The 16373-nt window shown below is 74.2% G+C and carries 18 protein-coding genes; 7 read left to right on the forward strand and 11 right to left on the reverse strand.

Going from position 1 to position 16373, the window contains the following annotated elements:
* The first annotated feature begins 14 nt into the window (after positions 1 to 14).
* Complete coding sequence (locus QCZ28_RS06415; protein ID WP_279515669.1) at positions 15 to 494, forward strand: hypothetical protein; 480 nt, start codon at positions 15 to 17, stop codon at positions 492 to 494.
* Positions 495 to 498: 4 nt separating this feature from the next.
* Here the strand turns inward: QCZ28_RS06415 and QCZ28_RS06420 are convergent, their stop codons facing one another.
* Positions 499 to 738: a helix-turn-helix domain-containing protein gene (locus tag QCZ28_RS06420; protein WP_279515670.1), complete on the reverse strand. Its 240-nt coding sequence runs from the start codon at positions 736 to 738 to the stop codon at positions 499 to 501.
* A gap of 54 nt (positions 739 to 792) precedes the next feature.
* Here QCZ28_RS06420 and QCZ28_RS06425 point away from each other — a divergent pair, with 54 nt between their 5' ends.
* On the forward strand, positions 793 to 1365 hold the full coding sequence (locus QCZ28_RS06425) for a maleylpyruvate isomerase N-terminal domain-containing protein (RefSeq protein ID WP_279515852.1): 573 nt from the start codon (positions 793 to 795) through the stop codon (positions 1363 to 1365).
* On the opposite strand, the gene QCZ28_RS06430 is transcribed toward QCZ28_RS06425, so the two are convergent.
* Together QCZ28_RS06430 and QCZ28_RS06435 are read right to left on the reverse strand one after the other, a co-directional pair.
* A complete protein-coding gene (locus QCZ28_RS06430) occupies positions 1362 to 1901 on the reverse strand; it encodes a GNAT family N-acetyltransferase (protein ID WP_279515671.1) in 540 nt (179 codons plus the stop codon). The two genes, QCZ28_RS06425 and QCZ28_RS06430, sit on opposite strands and share 4 nt — an antisense overlap.
* A 32-nt stretch (positions 1902 to 1933) precedes the next feature.
* Positions 1934 to 2416: a DUF1992 domain-containing protein gene (locus QCZ28_RS06435; protein WP_279515672.1), complete on the reverse strand. Its 483-nt coding sequence runs from the start codon at positions 2414 to 2416 to the stop codon at positions 1934 to 1936.
* Positions 2417 to 2647: 231 nt separating this feature from the next.
* Here QCZ28_RS06435 and QCZ28_RS06440 point away from each other — a divergent pair, with 231 nt between their 5' ends.
* On the forward strand, positions 2648 to 3298 hold the full coding sequence (locus QCZ28_RS06440; protein WP_279515673.1) for a LysE family translocator: 651 nt from the start codon (positions 2648 to 2650) through the stop codon (positions 3296 to 3298).
* A gap of 123 nt (positions 3299 to 3421) precedes the next feature.
* Positions 3422 to 3985: a dihydrofolate reductase family protein gene (locus tag QCZ28_RS06445; RefSeq protein ID WP_279515674.1), complete on the forward strand. Its 564-nt coding sequence runs from the start codon at positions 3422 to 3424 to the stop codon at positions 3983 to 3985.
* 51 nt (positions 3986 to 4036) lie between these two features.
* On the opposite strand, the gene QCZ28_RS06450 is transcribed toward QCZ28_RS06445, so the two are convergent.
* From QCZ28_RS06450 to QCZ28_RS06465, 4 genes are all read right to left on the reverse strand, one after another.
* Positions 4037 to 5044 (reverse strand): RNA polymerase subunit sigma-70, encoded by a 1008-nt coding sequence (locus tag QCZ28_RS06450; protein WP_279515675.1) that lies wholly within the window; start codon positions 5042 to 5044, stop codon positions 4037 to 4039.
* 104 nt (positions 5045 to 5148) lie between these two features.
* Entirely contained in the window at positions 5149 to 6003 is an 855-nt protein-coding gene (locus QCZ28_RS06455; protein WP_279515676.1) for an SDR family NAD(P)-dependent oxidoreductase, read from the reverse strand.
* On the reverse strand, positions 6000 to 7340 hold the full coding sequence (locus QCZ28_RS06460) for an NAD(P)-binding domain-containing protein (RefSeq protein WP_279515677.1): 1341 nt from the start codon (positions 7338 to 7340) through the stop codon (positions 6000 to 6002). Before QCZ28_RS06460 ends, QCZ28_RS06455 begins: the two co-directional genes overlap by 4 nt.
* 57 nt (positions 7341 to 7397) lie before the next feature.
* On the reverse strand, positions 7398 to 8045 hold the full coding sequence (locus QCZ28_RS06465; RefSeq protein WP_279515678.1) for a TetR/AcrR family transcriptional regulator: 648 nt from the start codon (positions 8043 to 8045) through the stop codon (positions 7398 to 7400).
* Positions 8046 to 8101: 56 nt separating this feature from the next.
* Between QCZ28_RS06465 and QCZ28_RS06470 the strand changes: the two genes are divergently transcribed.
* From QCZ28_RS06470 to QCZ28_RS06480, 3 genes are all read left to right on the forward strand, one after another.
* On the forward strand, positions 8102 to 9463 hold the full coding sequence (locus tag QCZ28_RS06470) for an MFS transporter (protein WP_279515679.1): 1362 nt from the start codon (positions 8102 to 8104) through the stop codon (positions 9461 to 9463).
* A gap of 26 nt (positions 9464 to 9489) precedes the next feature.
* Positions 9490 to 10644: a hypothetical protein gene (locus tag QCZ28_RS06475; RefSeq protein WP_279515680.1), complete on the forward strand. Its 1155-nt coding sequence runs from the start codon at positions 9490 to 9492 to the stop codon at positions 10642 to 10644.
* 231 nt (positions 10645 to 10875) lie between these two features.
* Positions 10876 to 11217: an RNA polymerase-binding protein RbpA gene (locus QCZ28_RS06480; protein ID WP_030327608.1), complete on the forward strand. Its 342-nt coding sequence runs from the start codon at positions 10876 to 10878 to the stop codon at positions 11215 to 11217.
* A 69-nt stretch (positions 11218 to 11286) separates the two neighbouring features.
* Here the strand turns inward: QCZ28_RS06480 and QCZ28_RS06485 are convergent, their stop codons facing one another.
* The 4 genes from QCZ28_RS06485 to QCZ28_RS06500 form a co-directional block, all read right to left on the reverse strand.
* Positions 11287 to 11805, reverse strand: a complete 519-nt coding sequence (locus tag QCZ28_RS06485; RefSeq protein WP_030327607.1) for an FxsA family protein — start codon at positions 11803 to 11805, stop codon at positions 11287 to 11289.
* 68 nt (positions 11806 to 11873) lie between these two features.
* Positions 11874 to 12683, reverse strand: a complete 810-nt coding sequence (locus QCZ28_RS06490; protein ID WP_279515681.1) for a polyprenol monophosphomannose synthase — start codon at positions 12681 to 12683, stop codon at positions 11874 to 11876.
* 34 nt (positions 12684 to 12717) lie between these two features.
* The gene (gene lnt / locus QCZ28_RS06495) at positions 12718 to 14430 is read right to left on the reverse strand and encodes an apolipoprotein N-acyltransferase (RefSeq protein ID WP_279515853.1); all 1713 of its coding nucleotides are present in this window, start codon (positions 14428 to 14430) and stop codon (positions 12718 to 12720) included.
* 573 nt (positions 14431 to 15003) lie between these two features.
* Positions 15004 to 16335 carry a glutamate mutase L gene (locus QCZ28_RS06500; protein WP_279515854.1) on the reverse strand — a complete coding sequence of 444 codons (1332 nt, stop codon included), beginning with the start codon at positions 16333 to 16335 and terminating at the stop codon, positions 15004 to 15006.
* Positions 16336 to 16373 lie beyond the last annotated feature (38 nt).

Genomic DNA, 16373 nt, shown 5'->3' on the forward strand with positions numbered 1-16373 from the left:
CGACCATCGGCGACATGACCGAGCAACCAACCGCCGACCCGACCATGACCCGCATCATCGAGGCCGTGCACCTCGGCCACGGCGGCGCGCCCGCCGAGGCCCGTGCGCTGCTCACCGCGCTGTGGGACGACATCGGCCCGACCGGGGACGCCCTGCACCGCTGCACCCTGGCGCACCACCTCGCCGACCTGCAGGACAGCACCGAGGCGGAGCTGAGCTGGGACGAGCGTGCCCTTGCCGCGGTGTCCGAGCTGACCGACGAACGCGCCCAGCGATACCTGTCCTCACTGCAGGTTCAGGCGTTCCTGCCGTCGCTGCACCTCAACCTGGCCGACTGTCACCGGCGGCTGGGTAACGTCGTTGCGGCGCGGGAGCACCTCGCCCGGGCCCGGGAACACCTGGTAGTCCTACCGGACGACCCGTACGGCGAGAGCATCCGCGTCGCCGTCCGTGACTTCGTCGAGGACGATCCGACCGACCACCGGCGACAGTGACCGGTCACCGGTCCTGGTGCGCGACGGTCGTCCGGTAGGCCTGCGGTGAACGTCCGTAGCGGGCCCGGAAGAGGCGACTGAAGTGGGCCTTGTCCCGGAATCCCCATCGGGCGGCGATGGCGTGGATCGGCTGCCGCACCAGCGGGTTGGCGAGATCACGCCGGCACTGCGCCAGGCGTTTGGCGCGGATGCTCGCCTCCCCCGCATGCGAGGATGGATTCTCGCACGCTTCGATCCGTCGCACCCATGACGGGATTCCCACACGCGGCGCGTCCCAGGGGGTTGGTGAGTGGCAGTGGTGACCGGTGCCGACCTGCTGGAGGCGGCCGAGGAGATGACCCGGGTGCTGGCACCACACCGCGACCGCGACTGGTCGGTGCCGGCCGGCTCGTTGAGCTGGAGCTGCTGGACCACCGCGGCGCACGTCGCGCACGACCTCATCGGGTACGCGGGCCAGGTCGCCGGCCGCCCGGATGACGGCTATCTGCCGTACGACCTGCGGGTCTCCCCCGACGCGAGCCCGACGCAGGTGCTCACCGTGGTGCGAGCCTGCGCCGGTCTGCTCGCCACCGCCGTCGACGCCGCCGACCCGGACACGCGGGCCTGGCATTGGGGCCCGTGCGATCCGGCGGGTTTCGCCGCCATGGGCGTGGCCGAGACCGTGCTGCACACCCACGACATCACCCTCGGCCTCGGTGTGCCGTGGCAGCCACCGCAGCGACTGAGCGCGCTGGTGCTGCGGCGACTCTTCCCGGACGCCCCGGCCGGTGCGGCACCCGAGGTGCTGCTGTGGATGACCGGCCGCGGTGAGTTGCCCGGCCGTGCCCGGCGCACCTCCTGGGTCTGGCGGGCCAGGGTGGACAGGCCCTAGGCGTGCAGGGCGTGCCGGTGACCGTCGAGCGGGAACGGCGGCCGGGCCGGCAGCACCTCCTGGAACACGAAGCCGCATTTCTGCGCCACCCGGCAGGACGCCACGTTGTCCACCTGGTGCAGCAGGTCGAGACGCGTCACCTCGGGGAACTGGTCGAACGCCCAGCGGCTCAGCGCGGTTACCGCGCGGGGGGCGACCCCCCGACCGCGTGCCCACGACGCTGTCCAGTAGCCCACCTCCGGCGCCGGGCGTTGCGGGGTGACCCCCTTGAGCACCACGTTGCCGACCAGCCGCGCGCCGTCGGCCTGCTCCTCGACGACGGCGAAGGTGTACCGGCGGCCGTCGGCCCGGTCGCGCAGGGTGCCCTCCAGCCACCGCCGGGCCTCGGCGGCGTTGGTCACCGGATGACTGGTCCAGTGCCGCAGGACGGGGTCCCGGTACGCGTCCACCAGGTCATCGAGGTCGTCGGCGCACCACTGACGCAGGGTGACACCCGGCGTCGAGGGTGTGCCGGGTGCCGGTGATCCGATGAGCATCGGCACATTCTGCCGTGCCCGTGGCCGTGGGGTCAGCCCCGACGGCGGCGCCACCGCTGCCACCAGCCCCGGCGCGACGGTCTCACGGCGGTCACCGCTTCGGTGGCGGTGACGGTGGCCTCGGGGCGGGCCCGTTCGGCCCGCCAACGGCGGATGACGTCCTCGGTGTTGACCGGGCGCACCGCGATCCGGGGCCCGTCGTCGGGAAAGCGCAGCCACGCCACGATCTGCACGTTCAACTGCCCGACGAAGTCCCGGACGGACTGCTCGGTGGGCAGGTCACGGACCTCGTCGGGGACCTGCTCGATGCGGCGGCGCAGTTGCAGCGACGTGGGCAGCAGCAGGTCACTGGGGAGTGCCTCGCGCTCCAGGAAGCTCTTGATCCACCACGCCTCGTCGTACGGCGTCCCGCGACCGGGGATCGGCTTGCCCGTGCCGGGCAGGTCGTCGAACTCGCCGCGCTGAACGGCATCCTGGATCTTCGCCTCGACTGACGCTTCCCACGCCTCGGTCACCCTGCGGCACCTCCCCTGGCCACCGTAACGCGCCGCTTCCGGTTGGCGGCACGCATGTGCCACTGATCAGCGCGCCCGTGACGGTGGGCATTCCCGCCGTGGCCGCGGGGGGGCCGGCAAACGCGAGTGGATCACCCCGGATCGCAGGCCACGGCTCGCCAGGTGGCTCTGGGCCGGGATGTTCGTCCCGATTACGGTCAGTGTGGGGGTCTACCGAACGGGGGAATCGTCGTGGTCGGTGCGGGCGCACTGCTGGGTATCGCGCTGGTGGCGTTGGGGCTGGTGCTCACCCCCGGCCCGAACATGGTCTACCTGGTGTCCCGTTCGGTGGCGCAGGGCCGCCGGGCCGGGCTGGTCTCGCTGCTCGGGGTGGCCGCCGGCTTCGGCGTCTACCTGGCGGCGGCGGTCGCCGGCCTGGCCACCGTCTTCGTCCTGGTGCCGACGCTGTACGCGGTGGTGAAGCTCGCCGGTGCCGGCTACCTGCTCTGGCTGGCCTGGCGGACGCTGCGTCCGGGCGGCGGGTCGCCGTTCGCCCCCACACCGCTGCCACCGGACCCGCCCCGGCGGCTGTTCACCATGGGTCTGGTCACCAACCTGCTCAACCCGAAGATCGCCATCCTGTACGTGTCGCTGCTGCCCCAGTTCATCGACCCGGCCCGAGGGCACCTCGCCACGCAGAGCCTGCTGCTCGGTCTGACCCAGATCGCCGTGGCGTTGAGTGTGAACGCGCTGATCGTGCTGAGCGCTGGCGCCCTCGCGGGGTTCTTCGCCCGCCGGCCGGCGTGGCTACGGGTGCAGCGCTGGGTGACCGGCACGGCCCTGGCCGCGCTGGCGGTCCGCATCGCCGCGGACCGCTCGCGCGCGGCCGTCGCCACGCCCTGACCCGGCCGCGCACCGCCCCGGTCGGGCGGCCGTCCTGCGCCGCTCTCCCGTGCGAGGGACCGATGAGGTTTCCGCGTCGCGCTCGTCTGTACGGGTGAAATCGACTGACGAGAGGCTGACACGATGCGGAAACTGATCTTCGGCATGAACGCGACGCTGGACGGTTACGTCGCCGCGCCGGGCGACGACATCAGCTGGAGCGCCCCGAACGACGAGCTGTTTCAGTGGTGGCTCGACCGGGAACGGGCGATCGCGCTGTTCCTGTACGGGCGCAGGCTGTGGGAGGCCATGAGTTCCTACTGGCCGACCGGCGACGAGCAGCCGGGGGCCACCCCGGACCAGGTCGAGTTCGCGCGGAACTGGCGGGACACGCCGAAGGTGGTGTTCTCCTCGACGATCGACAAGGTCGACTGGAACACCCGTCTGGTCACCGGCGACGCGGTCGCCGAGATCACCCGGCTCAAGGCCGAGGACGGCGGGCCGATGAGGGTTGGTGGCGTAACCCTCGCCGGCGCGGCGATGCGGGCCGGGTTGGTCGACGAGTACGAGATCGTGACCCACCCGGTCCTGCTGGGCGGCGGCAAGCCGTTCTTCACCGCACTGGACAGCTGGGTGAACCTGAACCTGGTGGAGACGCGGACGTTCCCGGGCGGTGTGACGCTGGCCCGGTACGAGACGAGGCGATAGGCGGCCTGCCCGGCCCGTGGCTGGACTTGTCAACGATGGGGACCTGTGTGATCACAGCGTCGGTGCCAGGTCCAGCCACGGCTTGTCGGTGGCGTCGAAGCCGGTGAGCTCGGCGATCATCCCGTCGACGATGTGCAGGACGGCGATGGCGAACGGCCGGTACTGCGAGTCGCCGGGGGCGCGCAGGTAGAGCGCGGCGGCTGGCATGCGGTTGACCGTCGTGGTGATTCCGCGCCAGTCGTCGTGGCCGCGCTGGAAGAGCCCACCGGAGACCCAGCCGTCCACCGCGTCCCTGGCCGTCGTGGTCACGGTGCCCGGGTCGGGCAGCATGGCGAAGCGCAGGTCGTCGCGCAGCAGGGACATCAGCGCGTCGAGGTCGTTGCGCTCGTGCGCGCGGATGTACGACGTCACCGCGCCGCGCTCGTCGCTCGACAGCTCGTGCGTGGCGGGGCTGCGCCAGTCGAGGCGGCGGTCGGGCAGCTGCTCGCGCATCGTCACGCGGGCCCGCTGCAGTGCGCTGGTCACCGATGCGACGGTCAGCTCCAGGGCGTCGGCGGCAGTCGACGCCGGCCAGCCGAGGACGTCACGCAGGATGAACACCGCCCGCTGGCGCGGTGGTAGGTGCTGCACGGCGACGATGAACGCCAGCTCGATCGTCTCCCGCGCCACCACCGATTCCTGCGGGTCCTCGGGGAGCATCTGGTCGGGGTACGGCTGCAGGTACATCACCTCGGAGTCGGGTTCCGTCGGCACGGACGCTACGGGTGTGCGGTTGGTGGGCTTCTTCAGGAAGTCGAGGCAGGCGTTCGTCGCGATCCGGTACAGCCAGGTCCGCAGGGCCGCGTGGCCCCTGAACGACTCCCGCTTGTGCCACGCGCGCAGGAACGTCTCCTGCGTCATGTCCTGGGCATCCTCGTAGTTCGCGAGCATCCGGTAGCAGTGCACCTGCAGCTCACGCCGGTGGCGCTCGGTCAGGAGCGCGAACCGCGCGGCATCTCCCGCGCGGACCGCCGCGAGAAACTCGGTCTCGTCGGCGTCCAACCGGGTGGCGTCGGTCATGTCAGCATCCTTCCAGCGGTGCGAGCGGCCAACAGTGCTGACGACCTGGTGGATCATTTCTGATCGCGCCGGCACGGTCACGCGCGACCCGCTGCCCGCCTCGGCTACCTGTCGCCGGTTTCCGGCGTACGCCGGGCGGCCCCCCGGTGCCGGTCGACCATCCCGGCGGCCAGCGGCGCGGCGTCCAGGTCACCGGCGGCGAGCCGGGCGGCGAGGGTACGACGCACCAGCCGGTCGGCCAGCGCTGGCGCGTGCCGGCCGACGGCCATCTCCAGCCGGCCACGGGCGGTGGTCGCCACGTCCCGGGGCGCCCGCCGGGCGGTGGCGGTACGCAGGATCGCCGCGACCACCCCTTCAACGGGCTCGGGGCGGGACACCCCCCGCAGCGACAGCCCGGCCTCGGCGGTGCTGTCGTGAATCGGTGAGGCGACCATGCTGGGGTAGACGACGCTCACCCCGACGTGGGTGCCCACCTCGTGGCGCAGCGCGTCGGCGTAGGCGACCAGTGCCCGTTTGCTCACCCCGTACGCGGCGGCGAGCGGCAGCGGCAGCACCGCCATCCGGCTGGCCACGAAGATCACCCGTCCGCGGGCGGTGAGCAGTGCGGGCAGCGCGGCGGCGGTGGTGCGCCAGGCGGCCAGCAGGTTGACCTCCAGTTGCCGGCGGACCACCTCGTCGGGGGGCAACTCGGCCGGCGCGGGACCACCGACCCCGGCGTTGTTGATCAGCAGGTCGAGCCCGCCGAGCCGGTCGACGGCGGCCCGCACCGCCGCCGGTACGGCGTCCGGGTCGGTCAGGTCGCAGCCGAGCACCGGCACGTCGTCGTCGGGGCGGGCGTGCAGGTCGAGCCCCACCACCCGGGCGTCGGCCGCGCTCAGTGCCGCGCCGAGGTGGCGGCCGAACGTCCCGCTCGCCCCGGTGACCAGCACCCGTCGGCCGGCCAACGATCGGCCGCTCACCGGGGTGCCCGCACCGGGGACGGCGCGCCGGAGCGGGCGCGGCGGGCCCCGGCGGCCAGCTCCCGGGCCAGCTCGGCCAGGTAGACGTCGAAGTCCACCCGCATCGCCGGGCGGCGCTGACCCCACCGGGCGGTGGCGGCCCGTAGTTCGGCCCGGCACACGGCGCGCTGCCGGTCCGGGTCCGGCAGCGCGTACCGGCCGGCGAGGTGCGCCGCGATCAGCTTGGCCTGCGCCTCGACCAGCGGGAACGCGGAACCGGTGGACTGCATCAACCCGACGAAGCTCAGACCGGGGGCGTCGGGGTGGAACACGTGCCGGTACAGCGGCAGGGTGTCGGCGCCGCCGGCGAGCAGCGCCGGGTCGAGGAACGGCACGTCCACCCGGTAGCCGGTGCACCAGATGATCAGGTCGACGGTGTCGCTGCGGCCGTCGGTGAACTCCACCCGGTCGCCGTCGAGGGCGGCGACGCCGGGGCGGGCCTCGACGTCACCGTGGGTCAGCCGCGACAGCAACCCGTCGGAGAGCGTCGGGTGGTCCTGGAGGAAGCCGTGCGTCGGCGCGGGCAGCCCGTAGCGGGCCGGGTTGCCGACGGTGGCGCTCAGCATCGTCTGGCTGACGCGTTGACGCAGCCGCCACGGCAGTCGGCAGGCCAACGCCCCGTTGAGGGTGTCCGACGGGCGACCCAGCAGGTACTTCGGCACCACCCAGACGCCCCGGCGCAGCGACAGCAGGGTGCGGGCCGCCGCGTACGACGCGTCGACGGCGATGTCCATCGCGGAGTTCCCGCCGCCGACGACCAGGACCCGCCTGCCGGCCAGCTGCTCCGGGCCCCGGTAGTCGTGGCTGTGCATCTGCTCGGCGGTGCAGGCGCCGGGGTAGCCGGGGTCCGGCAGCCGGGGCACCCGGTTGTGCCCGTTGGCGACGACCACGGCGTCGACGGTGACCTCGACCGGGCCGGTCGGGCCGGTGGCGGCCACCGTCCAGGTGCCGGTGGGGTTGCGGGTGACCCGCTCGACGGTGTGCCGCAGCCGGATGGTGTCGGCCAGCCCGAAGCGGGCGGCGTAGTCGGCGAGGTATCCGGCGACGCGCCGGTGGTCGGGGTAGTCCGGCCAGTCGGTGGGCATCGGGTGGTCGGCGAACTGGGTACGACCGCGGCTGGTGTTGAGGTGCAGCGTGCGGTACGCGGGCGAGTCGGGTGCCCCGTACACCCAGAGGCCGCCGACCTGTTCGGCCGCCTCGAAGCCGACCGTCGGCACGTCGGCGTCCCGTAGTGCCTTGACCGCGGCGAGCCCGGCGGCACCGGCGCCGATCACCGCCACCCGCTGTGCTGCGCCCATCGCCCCGCCCCCAATAATCCAACGTCCGATGGATAATCGTCGGGCGACGGCGACTCGTCAAGGGGCCGGCGGCCCGTACAGCCCGTCGAGCATCCGGTGCACGAACGCCCGGAACTCGCGCCGTTCCCGGGCGCCGGGCGCGCCGGCGGCCAACGCCACCACGTGCCCGTGGGTGGCCCACACCAGGCTCCGCACGGTGATGTGGGGAGTCGGCTCGGCCAGGGCGCCCGCCGCCGCGGCGGCGGTGAGCAGCTGCCCGACCAGCCGGTACAACGGCTCGGCGTAACGCTTGTCCAGCTCGGCGTGCCGCTGTGGCTCCAGCCAGCGCCGCAGCCACAGCGCGGTCGTCTCGGGGCGGTCCTGGAGGAAGTCGACGAAGACGTCGACCAGTTCGTGCAGGGCCCGCCGCGCCGCCTCCGGACCGGCGTCGACAGCGGCGCGGGCCTGCTCGGCGGCCGCGGTCAGCACCTCCCGCTCGGCGGCGAACACCCGGGCGAAGCACGCGTCGTAGAGGGCCGCCTTCGTACCCGTGTGGTGCGCGACGGTGGCGACGTCGACCCCGGCGGCGGCGGCGACCTCCCGCAACCCGACGGCGTCGAAACCCCGCTCGGCGAAGAGCGCTGTCGCCGCGGTGAGCACCACCTCGCGGGTCGGCCGGGTCTCGTCGCGGCGGGGCCGACCCGGGCGGCGGCGGGGCATGGTCATGACGCCATTCTGCCCCTAGAATCCAGCAACCGTTGGATTGCGGAGAGGATGCGGCGATGACCGGGCTGGACCGGCGGCCGGCGGCCGCCACCGACGCGACACTGCCCCGCGGCCCACTGGCGGGCTTCGCCGCCGGCTCCCTCGGCATGGGTGTCTGGGTGACGGTGCCCGGCCTGCTGCTGCTGTACTTCCTCACCGACGTGCTGGCCGTCGGGCCGTGGCTGGCCGGCCTGGCGCTGCTGCTGCCGAAGATCGCCGACGTGCTGCTGCACCCCTGGGTGGGGCACCGCGCCGACGTGGAACAGACCCGCCGCGGCGACCGGCGTCGCCTGCTGCTGCTCGGCTGCGCCCTGCCGGTCGCGTTCGCCGCGCTCTTCGCCGTGCCCGGCGGCCTGACCGGGGCACCGGCCGCCGCGTGGGTGGCGGTGTTCTTCATCGCCGGCAACCTGCTCTTCGCCGCCTACCAGGTCCCCTACCTGGCCACCCCCGCCGACCTGCGGATCGGCTACCACGAACGCACCCGGCTGATGGCCTTCCGGATGGTCGTGCTGACCCTGGGCATCCTGGTCTCCGGGCTGCTGGCCCCCCTGCTCACCGGCGGCGACGCCGCGACCCGGGGCGGCTACCAGCGCATGGGCGTGATCCTCGCGGTGGGGATGTTGGTGGCCATGCTGGTCGGTGTCGTCGGAATCGGCCGGCTGCGCGGCTCCGCGGCGGATCGGACCCCGGCCGGGCACGGCGGGTGGCGGGCGCTGCGCGTCGCGCTGCGCGACGCGCAGTTCCGGTGGCTGGTCGCCGCGTACCTGGCGATGTCCACCACCACCCACCTGGTGCTCGCCGGGGTGCCCTACTACGCCGAGTACGAGCTGCGCGCGCCCGGCCTGACCACGGTGCTGGTGGCCGCGTTCGTGGCGCCGGCGCTGCTGGTCACCCCGCTCTGGCTCGTGGTGGCGCGACGCGTCGGCAAGCAGCGGGCGCTGCTCGGCGCGCAGGGCGCGTTCGCCGTCGGCTCGCTGGTGCTCGCGGTGGGCCGCCCGGCCGGCCTGCCGGTGCTGATCGGCGCGGTGGCGGTGCTCGGGGTGGCGTTCGCCGGCATGCAACTGTTGCCGTTCTCGATGCTGCCCGACGTGATCCGCGCCGCCAGCTCCGACGCCGGCGGCACCGGGGCCGGCACCTACACCGGGGTGTGGACGGCCACCGAGGCCACCGGCGCGGCGCTGGGCCCGTACGCGTACGCGTTGTGCCTGGCCGTGGGTGGTTTCGTGGCCTCGACGGCCGGTGAGTCGCCGGTGCAGCCGGACGCCGCGCTCGCGGCCGTCCGCTACGGCTTCGGGTTGCTGCCGGCGGTGGCGATGCTCGCGGCGCTGCTGCTGCAACGCCGCTACACCCTGGACGCGACGGCCCGGACGACGACCTGACCGGCCGGCACTAGACTTCGCCCTCGATGGACGCCCAGCCCGCCACCACCGAGACCCGTCCCTGCGCCCACTGTGGAGCGCCGGTGCCGCAGCGTGTCGGCGCGGGTCGACCGTTTCGCTACTGCCGCGACAACGACGGCGCCTGCCAGCGCGCCTCCCGCAACAGCCGGATGCGGCACCGCAACGCCCCCGGCCTGCCGGGGCAGGTGGCCCGCACCTGGGAGGCGGTGGACCGGCTCGACCAGATCGTCGAGACGTTGACCGAGTCGCTGCACGCCGAGTTGTCCCCGGGGGGTGTGCAGCGGCAGCTCGCCCAGGCCCGCGCGGAGGCCGCCGCCGAGATCGCTGCGGCGCAGGCCGAACGCGACGAGGCCCGCGACGACGCCGAGGCCGCGGCGGCCGACGCGACGCGCGCCCGCGAGCAGGCCCGCGACGCCCGCGCCGACGCCGACGCCGCCCGTCAGCGCGCCGAGCTGGCGCACCGGCAGGCCACCGCCGCCGACGAGCGGGCACAACACGCCGAGGACACCCGGGACCAGGCGCGCCACGCGGCCAGCGCCGCCGAGGCGCTGCGCGTGCAGGCCGAACGCGACCGCGACCAGGCCCGCGCGGAGGTACGGGACCTGCGCGCGCAACGCGACGCCGAGCGGCAGCGAGTGGCCGATCTGGTCGTGGAACGCGACGCGGTGCGCGCCGAGGCTGAGCGGGCCACCCGGGCCGCCGCCGACGCGACCGAGCGGGCCGGGCGGTGGCAGGCCGAGGTGCAGGACGTCCGGCGTCAGATCGAGCAGTCCCGCGCCGACGCGGCGCGTACCCGGGCGGAGGCCGCCGACGCGGCCCGGGCGCGTGAGCAGGCCGACCGGGCCCGCGACCGCGCCGAGGTCGCCGCCCGGCAGGCCGACGAGGCCCGGCAGGAGGCCGCGGAGCTGGCCGCGCGGCTGCGCGCGGAGCTGACCGCCGTGGCCGCCCACCGCGACACGCTCACCGCCGAGCTGAGCGTGGCCCGGCAGGCCGCGGCGACCGCCGAGGGGCACCGCACCGCCCTGACGGTACGGCTCGACGCCGCCGAGGCCGACCGGGATCTGGCCCAGCGGCGGGTGGCGCAGCTCGGCGACCAGGTCAGTGACCTGGCGTTGGCGTTGGCCCGTCTCGGCGCCGGCACTCCCGGCGACACGACTTGAGGATCGTGGCGCAACCTTCGGTAAGCTTGCGCGGTTAACCTCCCCGGTGGCCGCGCACACGCACCGTTGTCGCGACTCGCCTGGGGATCACCTCACCGGGTGACCGTCCCGGCCGGCTACCCTTGGTCCCGGCCCACCCGTGGACGCCTCACGCCCTCGGGCGGGAATGGCGCGGCGGGGACGCACCGTTACACCCAGAAGACCAGCACCACGAACGAGGGGAAGTCGATCATGGGCGAGCGTATGCTGCGCGGAAGCCGCCTTGGCGCGGTGAGCTATGAATCCGACCGCAACACGGAGCTCGCGCCGCGTCAGACCCGCGAGTACCTCTGCGCCAAGGGCCACCAGTTCGAGGTGCCGTTCGCCGTCGACGCCGAGGTCCCGACGACCTGGGAATGCAAGTTCGACGGCAGCGTCGCCCGACTCGTCGACGGCAGCGAGCCGGAGCAGAAGAAGGCCAAGCCGCCGCGTACCCACTGGGACATGCTTCTGGAGCGGCGCTCGATCGCCGAGCTGGAGGACATCCTGGAGGAGCGCCTGCAGGAGGTTCGGACCCGCCGCGGCCGCGCCTGAGCCGCACGACGCACAACGGCGACGCCCCCGGGGTTTCCCCGGGGGCGTCGCCGTTGCTGATGGGCGGTGTCAGTGCCGACCGGGCTCGACGATCTCACCCTCGATGGCCCGACCGCCGTCGACCACCACCGGCTGTTCCGGTTGCGGGGTCGGTTGCGGCGCACCCTGGCGCACCCGCACCGTGCGCGGCCCGAACAGGTCACCGGCGACCATCGACGACACCCGCCGCTCGGTGGCGCGGCGCACCCCGGCGCGGGCCAGCCGACGCACCGGCGGCACCAGCAGCAACACCCCGACCAGCCCGCTGACCAGGCCGGGAACCGCCAGCAACAACGCGCCCGCCAACCCCACCAGGCCGTCGGTCACCTGCCCGCCGGGGGGCTGCCCGGCCGCCGCGGCGGAACGGAACCCCCGCCAGGCGCGCATCCCCTCGCGGCGCAGCAGCACCAGACCCAGCAGGGACGCGGCGAACACCAGCAACACCGCCGCGCCGAACCCCAGCGCCCGTCCCACGCCGACGAACACCGCCAGCTCCAGCACCACCGCCAGCAACAGGGCCAACGGTACGAACCTCAGTCCTCGGCGCATCTCACCTCATCGCCATCCCTGCGGACACCACGGACGTGGTCCGCTCATCCAGCATGACACGACCGCGCTCACGGCCACCGGGCCTGACCGGTGGCGGTGCCGTGCACGCTGCGGCGTACCGACTGGCGTCGGTCCCGAACCCCCCAGGCGGTGATCCGCCACAGCGCCTCCGCCACGATCTTCGGGCTCATCTTGCTGTCGCCGCGTTCCCGCTCGGCGAACGTGATCGGCACCTCCACGATCCGCACCCCGGCCCGGTGCGCCAGCCGCGACAGCTCCACCTGGAACGAGTAGCCCTGCGAGGTCACCGACTCCAGGTCGATCGCGTCCAACGCGCTGGTCCGGTACACCCGGTAACCACCGGTGGCGTCCGAGACGGGCATGCCCAGCGCCAGCCGCGCGTACAGGTTGCCGCAGCGCGACAGCAGCAGCCGCCGCAGCGGCCAGTTGAGCACCCGCGCGCCGCTGGTCCACCGGGAGCCGATCACCACGTCCGCGTCGCGGGCGGCGTCCAGCAACGCCGGCAGGTCCTCCGGGGCGTGCGAGCCGTCGGCGTCCATCTCCACGACCGCCTGGTAGCCGCGCTCGCGCGCCCACCCGAACCCGGCCAGGTACGCCGCGCCCAGGCCCTGCTTGCCCTGGCGGTGCAGCACCTGCACGTGCGCGTCACCGTCGGCGAGGGCGTCGGCGATCGCGCCGGTGCCGTCGGGGCTGTTGTCGTCGGCGATGAGGACCTGCACCGCCGGGGCGGCGCGCCGGACCCGGCCCACGATCGCGGCGATGTTGTCGGCCTCGTTGTAGGTGGGGATCACCACCAGCACCCGGCCCACCCCGGGCACCTCGTCCGGGCGTCGGATCGTATCGGTCGCCTGGATCACGGTTCCTCCGCTCCCGCCGGCGTACCGGCTGTTGCTATCCGGGCATGACCCGCCGTCGGCGCAGCACCGCCGCGCCGACCAGGGCCGCCGCGGCCAGCGCGGCGAGCGTCACCTCCGGCCACCAACCGAGGCGGGTGGCGAGGGTGCGTCCGTCGTCGAGGCGCAACTGCCGCACCACGACCTCCCGGGTGTTGAACCCGGTGGCATCGCTTACCCGCCCGTCGGGTGCGACGAACCCGGACACACCGACCGTGGAGGCCATCAACGCCGGCCGGCCGTGCTCCACCGCCCGCAACCGCACCATGGCCAGCTGTTGGCGGGCCTCCGCCACGTCGAACGTGGCGTTGTTGGTCTGCACCACCAGCAGTTGCGCGCCGCCGGTGACGGTGTCACGGACCACCTCGTCGTAGGCGACCTCGAAGCAGATCACGTCACCGAGCACGGCGGGGCCGGCGCGTACCACGCCCGGGGTGCTTCCGGGCACGAAGTCGTTGCGGATCAGGTCGACCTGCTTGCTGACCATCCGGGCCACGTCGCGCAGCGGCACGTACTCGGCGAACGGCACCGGGTGGCGTTTGGTGTACAGCTGCTCCAGGTCGGCGCCGGTGCCGGGGCGCCACAGGATGCCCGCGTTGCGGACCTGCCCGACGTCGGGGCCCAGCAGCACCGCGCCGACCAGGATCGGCGCGCCGATGGCGTCGGCGGCCTGGGAGATCCGGGCACCGGCGGTGGGGTTGCGCAGCGGGTCGATGTCGCTGGAGTTCTCCGGCCACACCACCACGTCGGGGTGCGGCTGCTGCCCGGCGGCGACCCGCCCGGCCAACTCGATGGTGGCGTCGACGTGGTTGTTGAGCACCGCCTGCCGTTGGGCGTTGAAGTCCAGACCCAACCGCGGCACGTTGCCCTGCACGATCGCCACGGTGACGCCTGCGCCGGACCCGGTGGAGGCGACCGGCACGAGCAGGGCACCGGCGGTCAGCGCGACGGCCACGACCGCCGGTACGACGACCGGCGCCCACCGCCGCGCCGAACCACGGCCAGACGCCGCGGTGGTGGTGGGGTTGGTGTCGACGGGGTCGTCGGGCCGGTCGGTGTCGGCCGGGTCGGTGCTCGGGCCGGTGCCGGTGGGGGTGCCGCGGCGCAGGGTGCTGACGGTGCGCCAGCCGGCGGTGACCAGCAGACCGCCGACGAGGGCGACGGCGAAGGTGACCACTGGCGCGCCGCCGAGCGCGGCCAGGCGCAGCAGCGGCGACTCGTCCTGGCTGAACGCGAGCCGCCCCCAGGGAAACCCGCCGAACGGGGTGCGGTCGCGCAGCGCCTCCTGGCCCACCCAGAGCAGCCCGGTCAGCGCCGGCCACGCCCAGCGGCCCCGGTCGGCCAGCGGCGACACCCAGGCGGTAGCGGCACCCAGCAGCGCCAGGTAACCGGCCTGCAGCAACGACAGCAGCACCCACGGCAGGTAACCGGTGTGCAGGTTCGTCCAGGCCAGCAACGGGGCGAACAACGCCACACCGGTCAGGAAGCCCAGGCCGGCGCCGGCGCGCAACCGCCGCCGGTGCGCGGCGGCGGCCAGCAACGCCACCCCGACGGGCGCGAGCGGCCACACCCCGTACGGGGGGAACGCCACCAGCAGGGCCAGCCCGGCGGCCACAGCCAGGGGCACAGCGACCCGCAGCGGCAGCGGCCGACCCGCGACGGCCGGCGCGCCGGTCACCCGGGGGGTGCGGGTTTCATCCTGGTCCAGCATCGTCACCGCAGCTTCACCTCGATCACCCGGCGAAGGCTACCCGCCTGATGGTCCCGCCGGCCGGGCCCCCCGCTCGCCGATCTTGCGCTTTCTGTGCCGATACAAGGGGCATTCCCGCCCACATCGACGACCGAAACCGCAAGATCGCCGGGGCGTGGGGGTGGCGTGGCGTGAGGGTGGGGTATGAAATCGGGGCGCGGCTGACGCCGCGCCCCGATGCTCCCAGGCCCTTCCCGGCCGGTGTGGCGAGGATGGGGCACGACGACCTTCGGACCGACCGGACGTGGACTGGCTGCCCCCGCCGGGCCGTTGTCTACTGGCCGTGCACCTCACCCTGCCCGTACACCGGTAACCGCGGCCGGTTCGCGCCGCCCCGCCGACCCCCGCCCGCTGGACCTGGCCGCCGCGACGATGACGCTGAAACATGTCGCTCGGCCAGCGGACGAAGGGACGAAGCGAACAACAGCCGCTTCCCGTGGTAGGACTCAAAGACGGTACGTGCCGACCCCCGTCGGTTGTCAACCCGCACCCGGCCTGTCGTGTGTTGCAACACGGCGTGTCGGTCGGCGAGTCTCACTGCGTACGCAGATGGTGACGCAGCAGCGCCGCCGCGGCCGCCGGGTGTTCCTCGGCGAGCAGCCCTCCGGCGGCCAGCACGTAGTCCACGTCGACGACCGCCGCGGCGGCACGCGGCAGCGCCCACCCGCCGGCGTGATCGGCCAGCACCGCCGACAACACCTGCCCGGACATGTCCGCCGGGGAGTGCCGCAACACCCCACCGGAGCCCACCAGCAGCCGCACGTCGCGCAGGTCCCGCCCGGCCCGCTCACCGGTGGCCGCGCCCCGGGCGTGCCGGCGCAGCGCCACCGTCGCGGCGAGGGTGGCGATGCGCCGGTCCACGGCCCGCTCGACGTCGTCGACGGCCAGCAACGCCGGGTCGCCCGCCCGACGCGCCGCGGCGGCCGCCAGGACGTCGGACTCGTCCCCGGCGAGCAGCCGCTCCTCGACGGCGGCGCGGACCACCCCGGGGGCGCTCCACCGCATCCCCAGATCGCCCTCCACGGTGCGGGCCCGCCACAGACTGCCGGCGACCTCCCTGCCCGGCCCGGTGGCCCGCTCGTCGGGCGTGAGGACCGAATACACGTCGGTGGTGGCCCCACCCACGTCGACCACGGCGAGATCACCACCGAGGGTGTCGGCGAGCACCTCCACACCGGTGAGCACCGCGTCGGGGGTGGCCGCCCGCACCAGCCGCGCGAACCGGGTGCCCCTGGACAGTCGTTTACCACCGATGACGTGCCGCAGGAACACCGCGCGGATCGCCGAGCGCGCCGATTCCGGGGCGAGCACCCCGATGCGCGGCAGGACGTTGTCGGCGGCGGTGACCGGCACCCCGGCGTCGCCCAGCAACCCGGTCAGCTGCTCGCGCACGTCGGCGTTGCCCGCGTACACCACCGGCCGGCGCCACCGGGCCCGGGCCAGCCGGGTCGCGTTGTGGGTGATCGTGTCGGCGTCACCGCCGTCGGTGCCACCGACGAGCAGCACCACATCGGGTCGGGCCGCCCGCAACGTCGTCAGGTCGGCCGCGCCGAGCCGACCCGCGGCGACGTGCACCACGTGCGCGCCCGCGGACAACCCGACCCGCCGCCCGGCCTGCGCGGTGACCAACGGCTCGTAGCCGATCACGGCCAGCCGCAACCCACCCCCGGCCGACGAGCACACGTACCACGGCACGTCACCCACCCGCAGCCCGGCGGTGGCCGCCGCGACCGCCGCGTCCAGGCCGTGCAGCACGTCGGTGCCGACAGTGGTCGGCGCCGACGCCGCACCGGCGAGGACACCGGCGGCCAGGTCCACCACCGCCACCTTCGTGTACGTGGAACCGACGTCAGCGCAGACCGCCAGGGTCGCGGGCTCTCCCGGTCCGCGACTGCGGGGCTCGC

Origin of the sequence: Micromonospora sp. DH14 (assembly GCF_029809455.1) — a bacterium.
GTDB lineage: Bacteria > Actinomycetota > Actinomycetes > Mycobacteriales > Micromonosporaceae > Micromonospora > Micromonospora parva.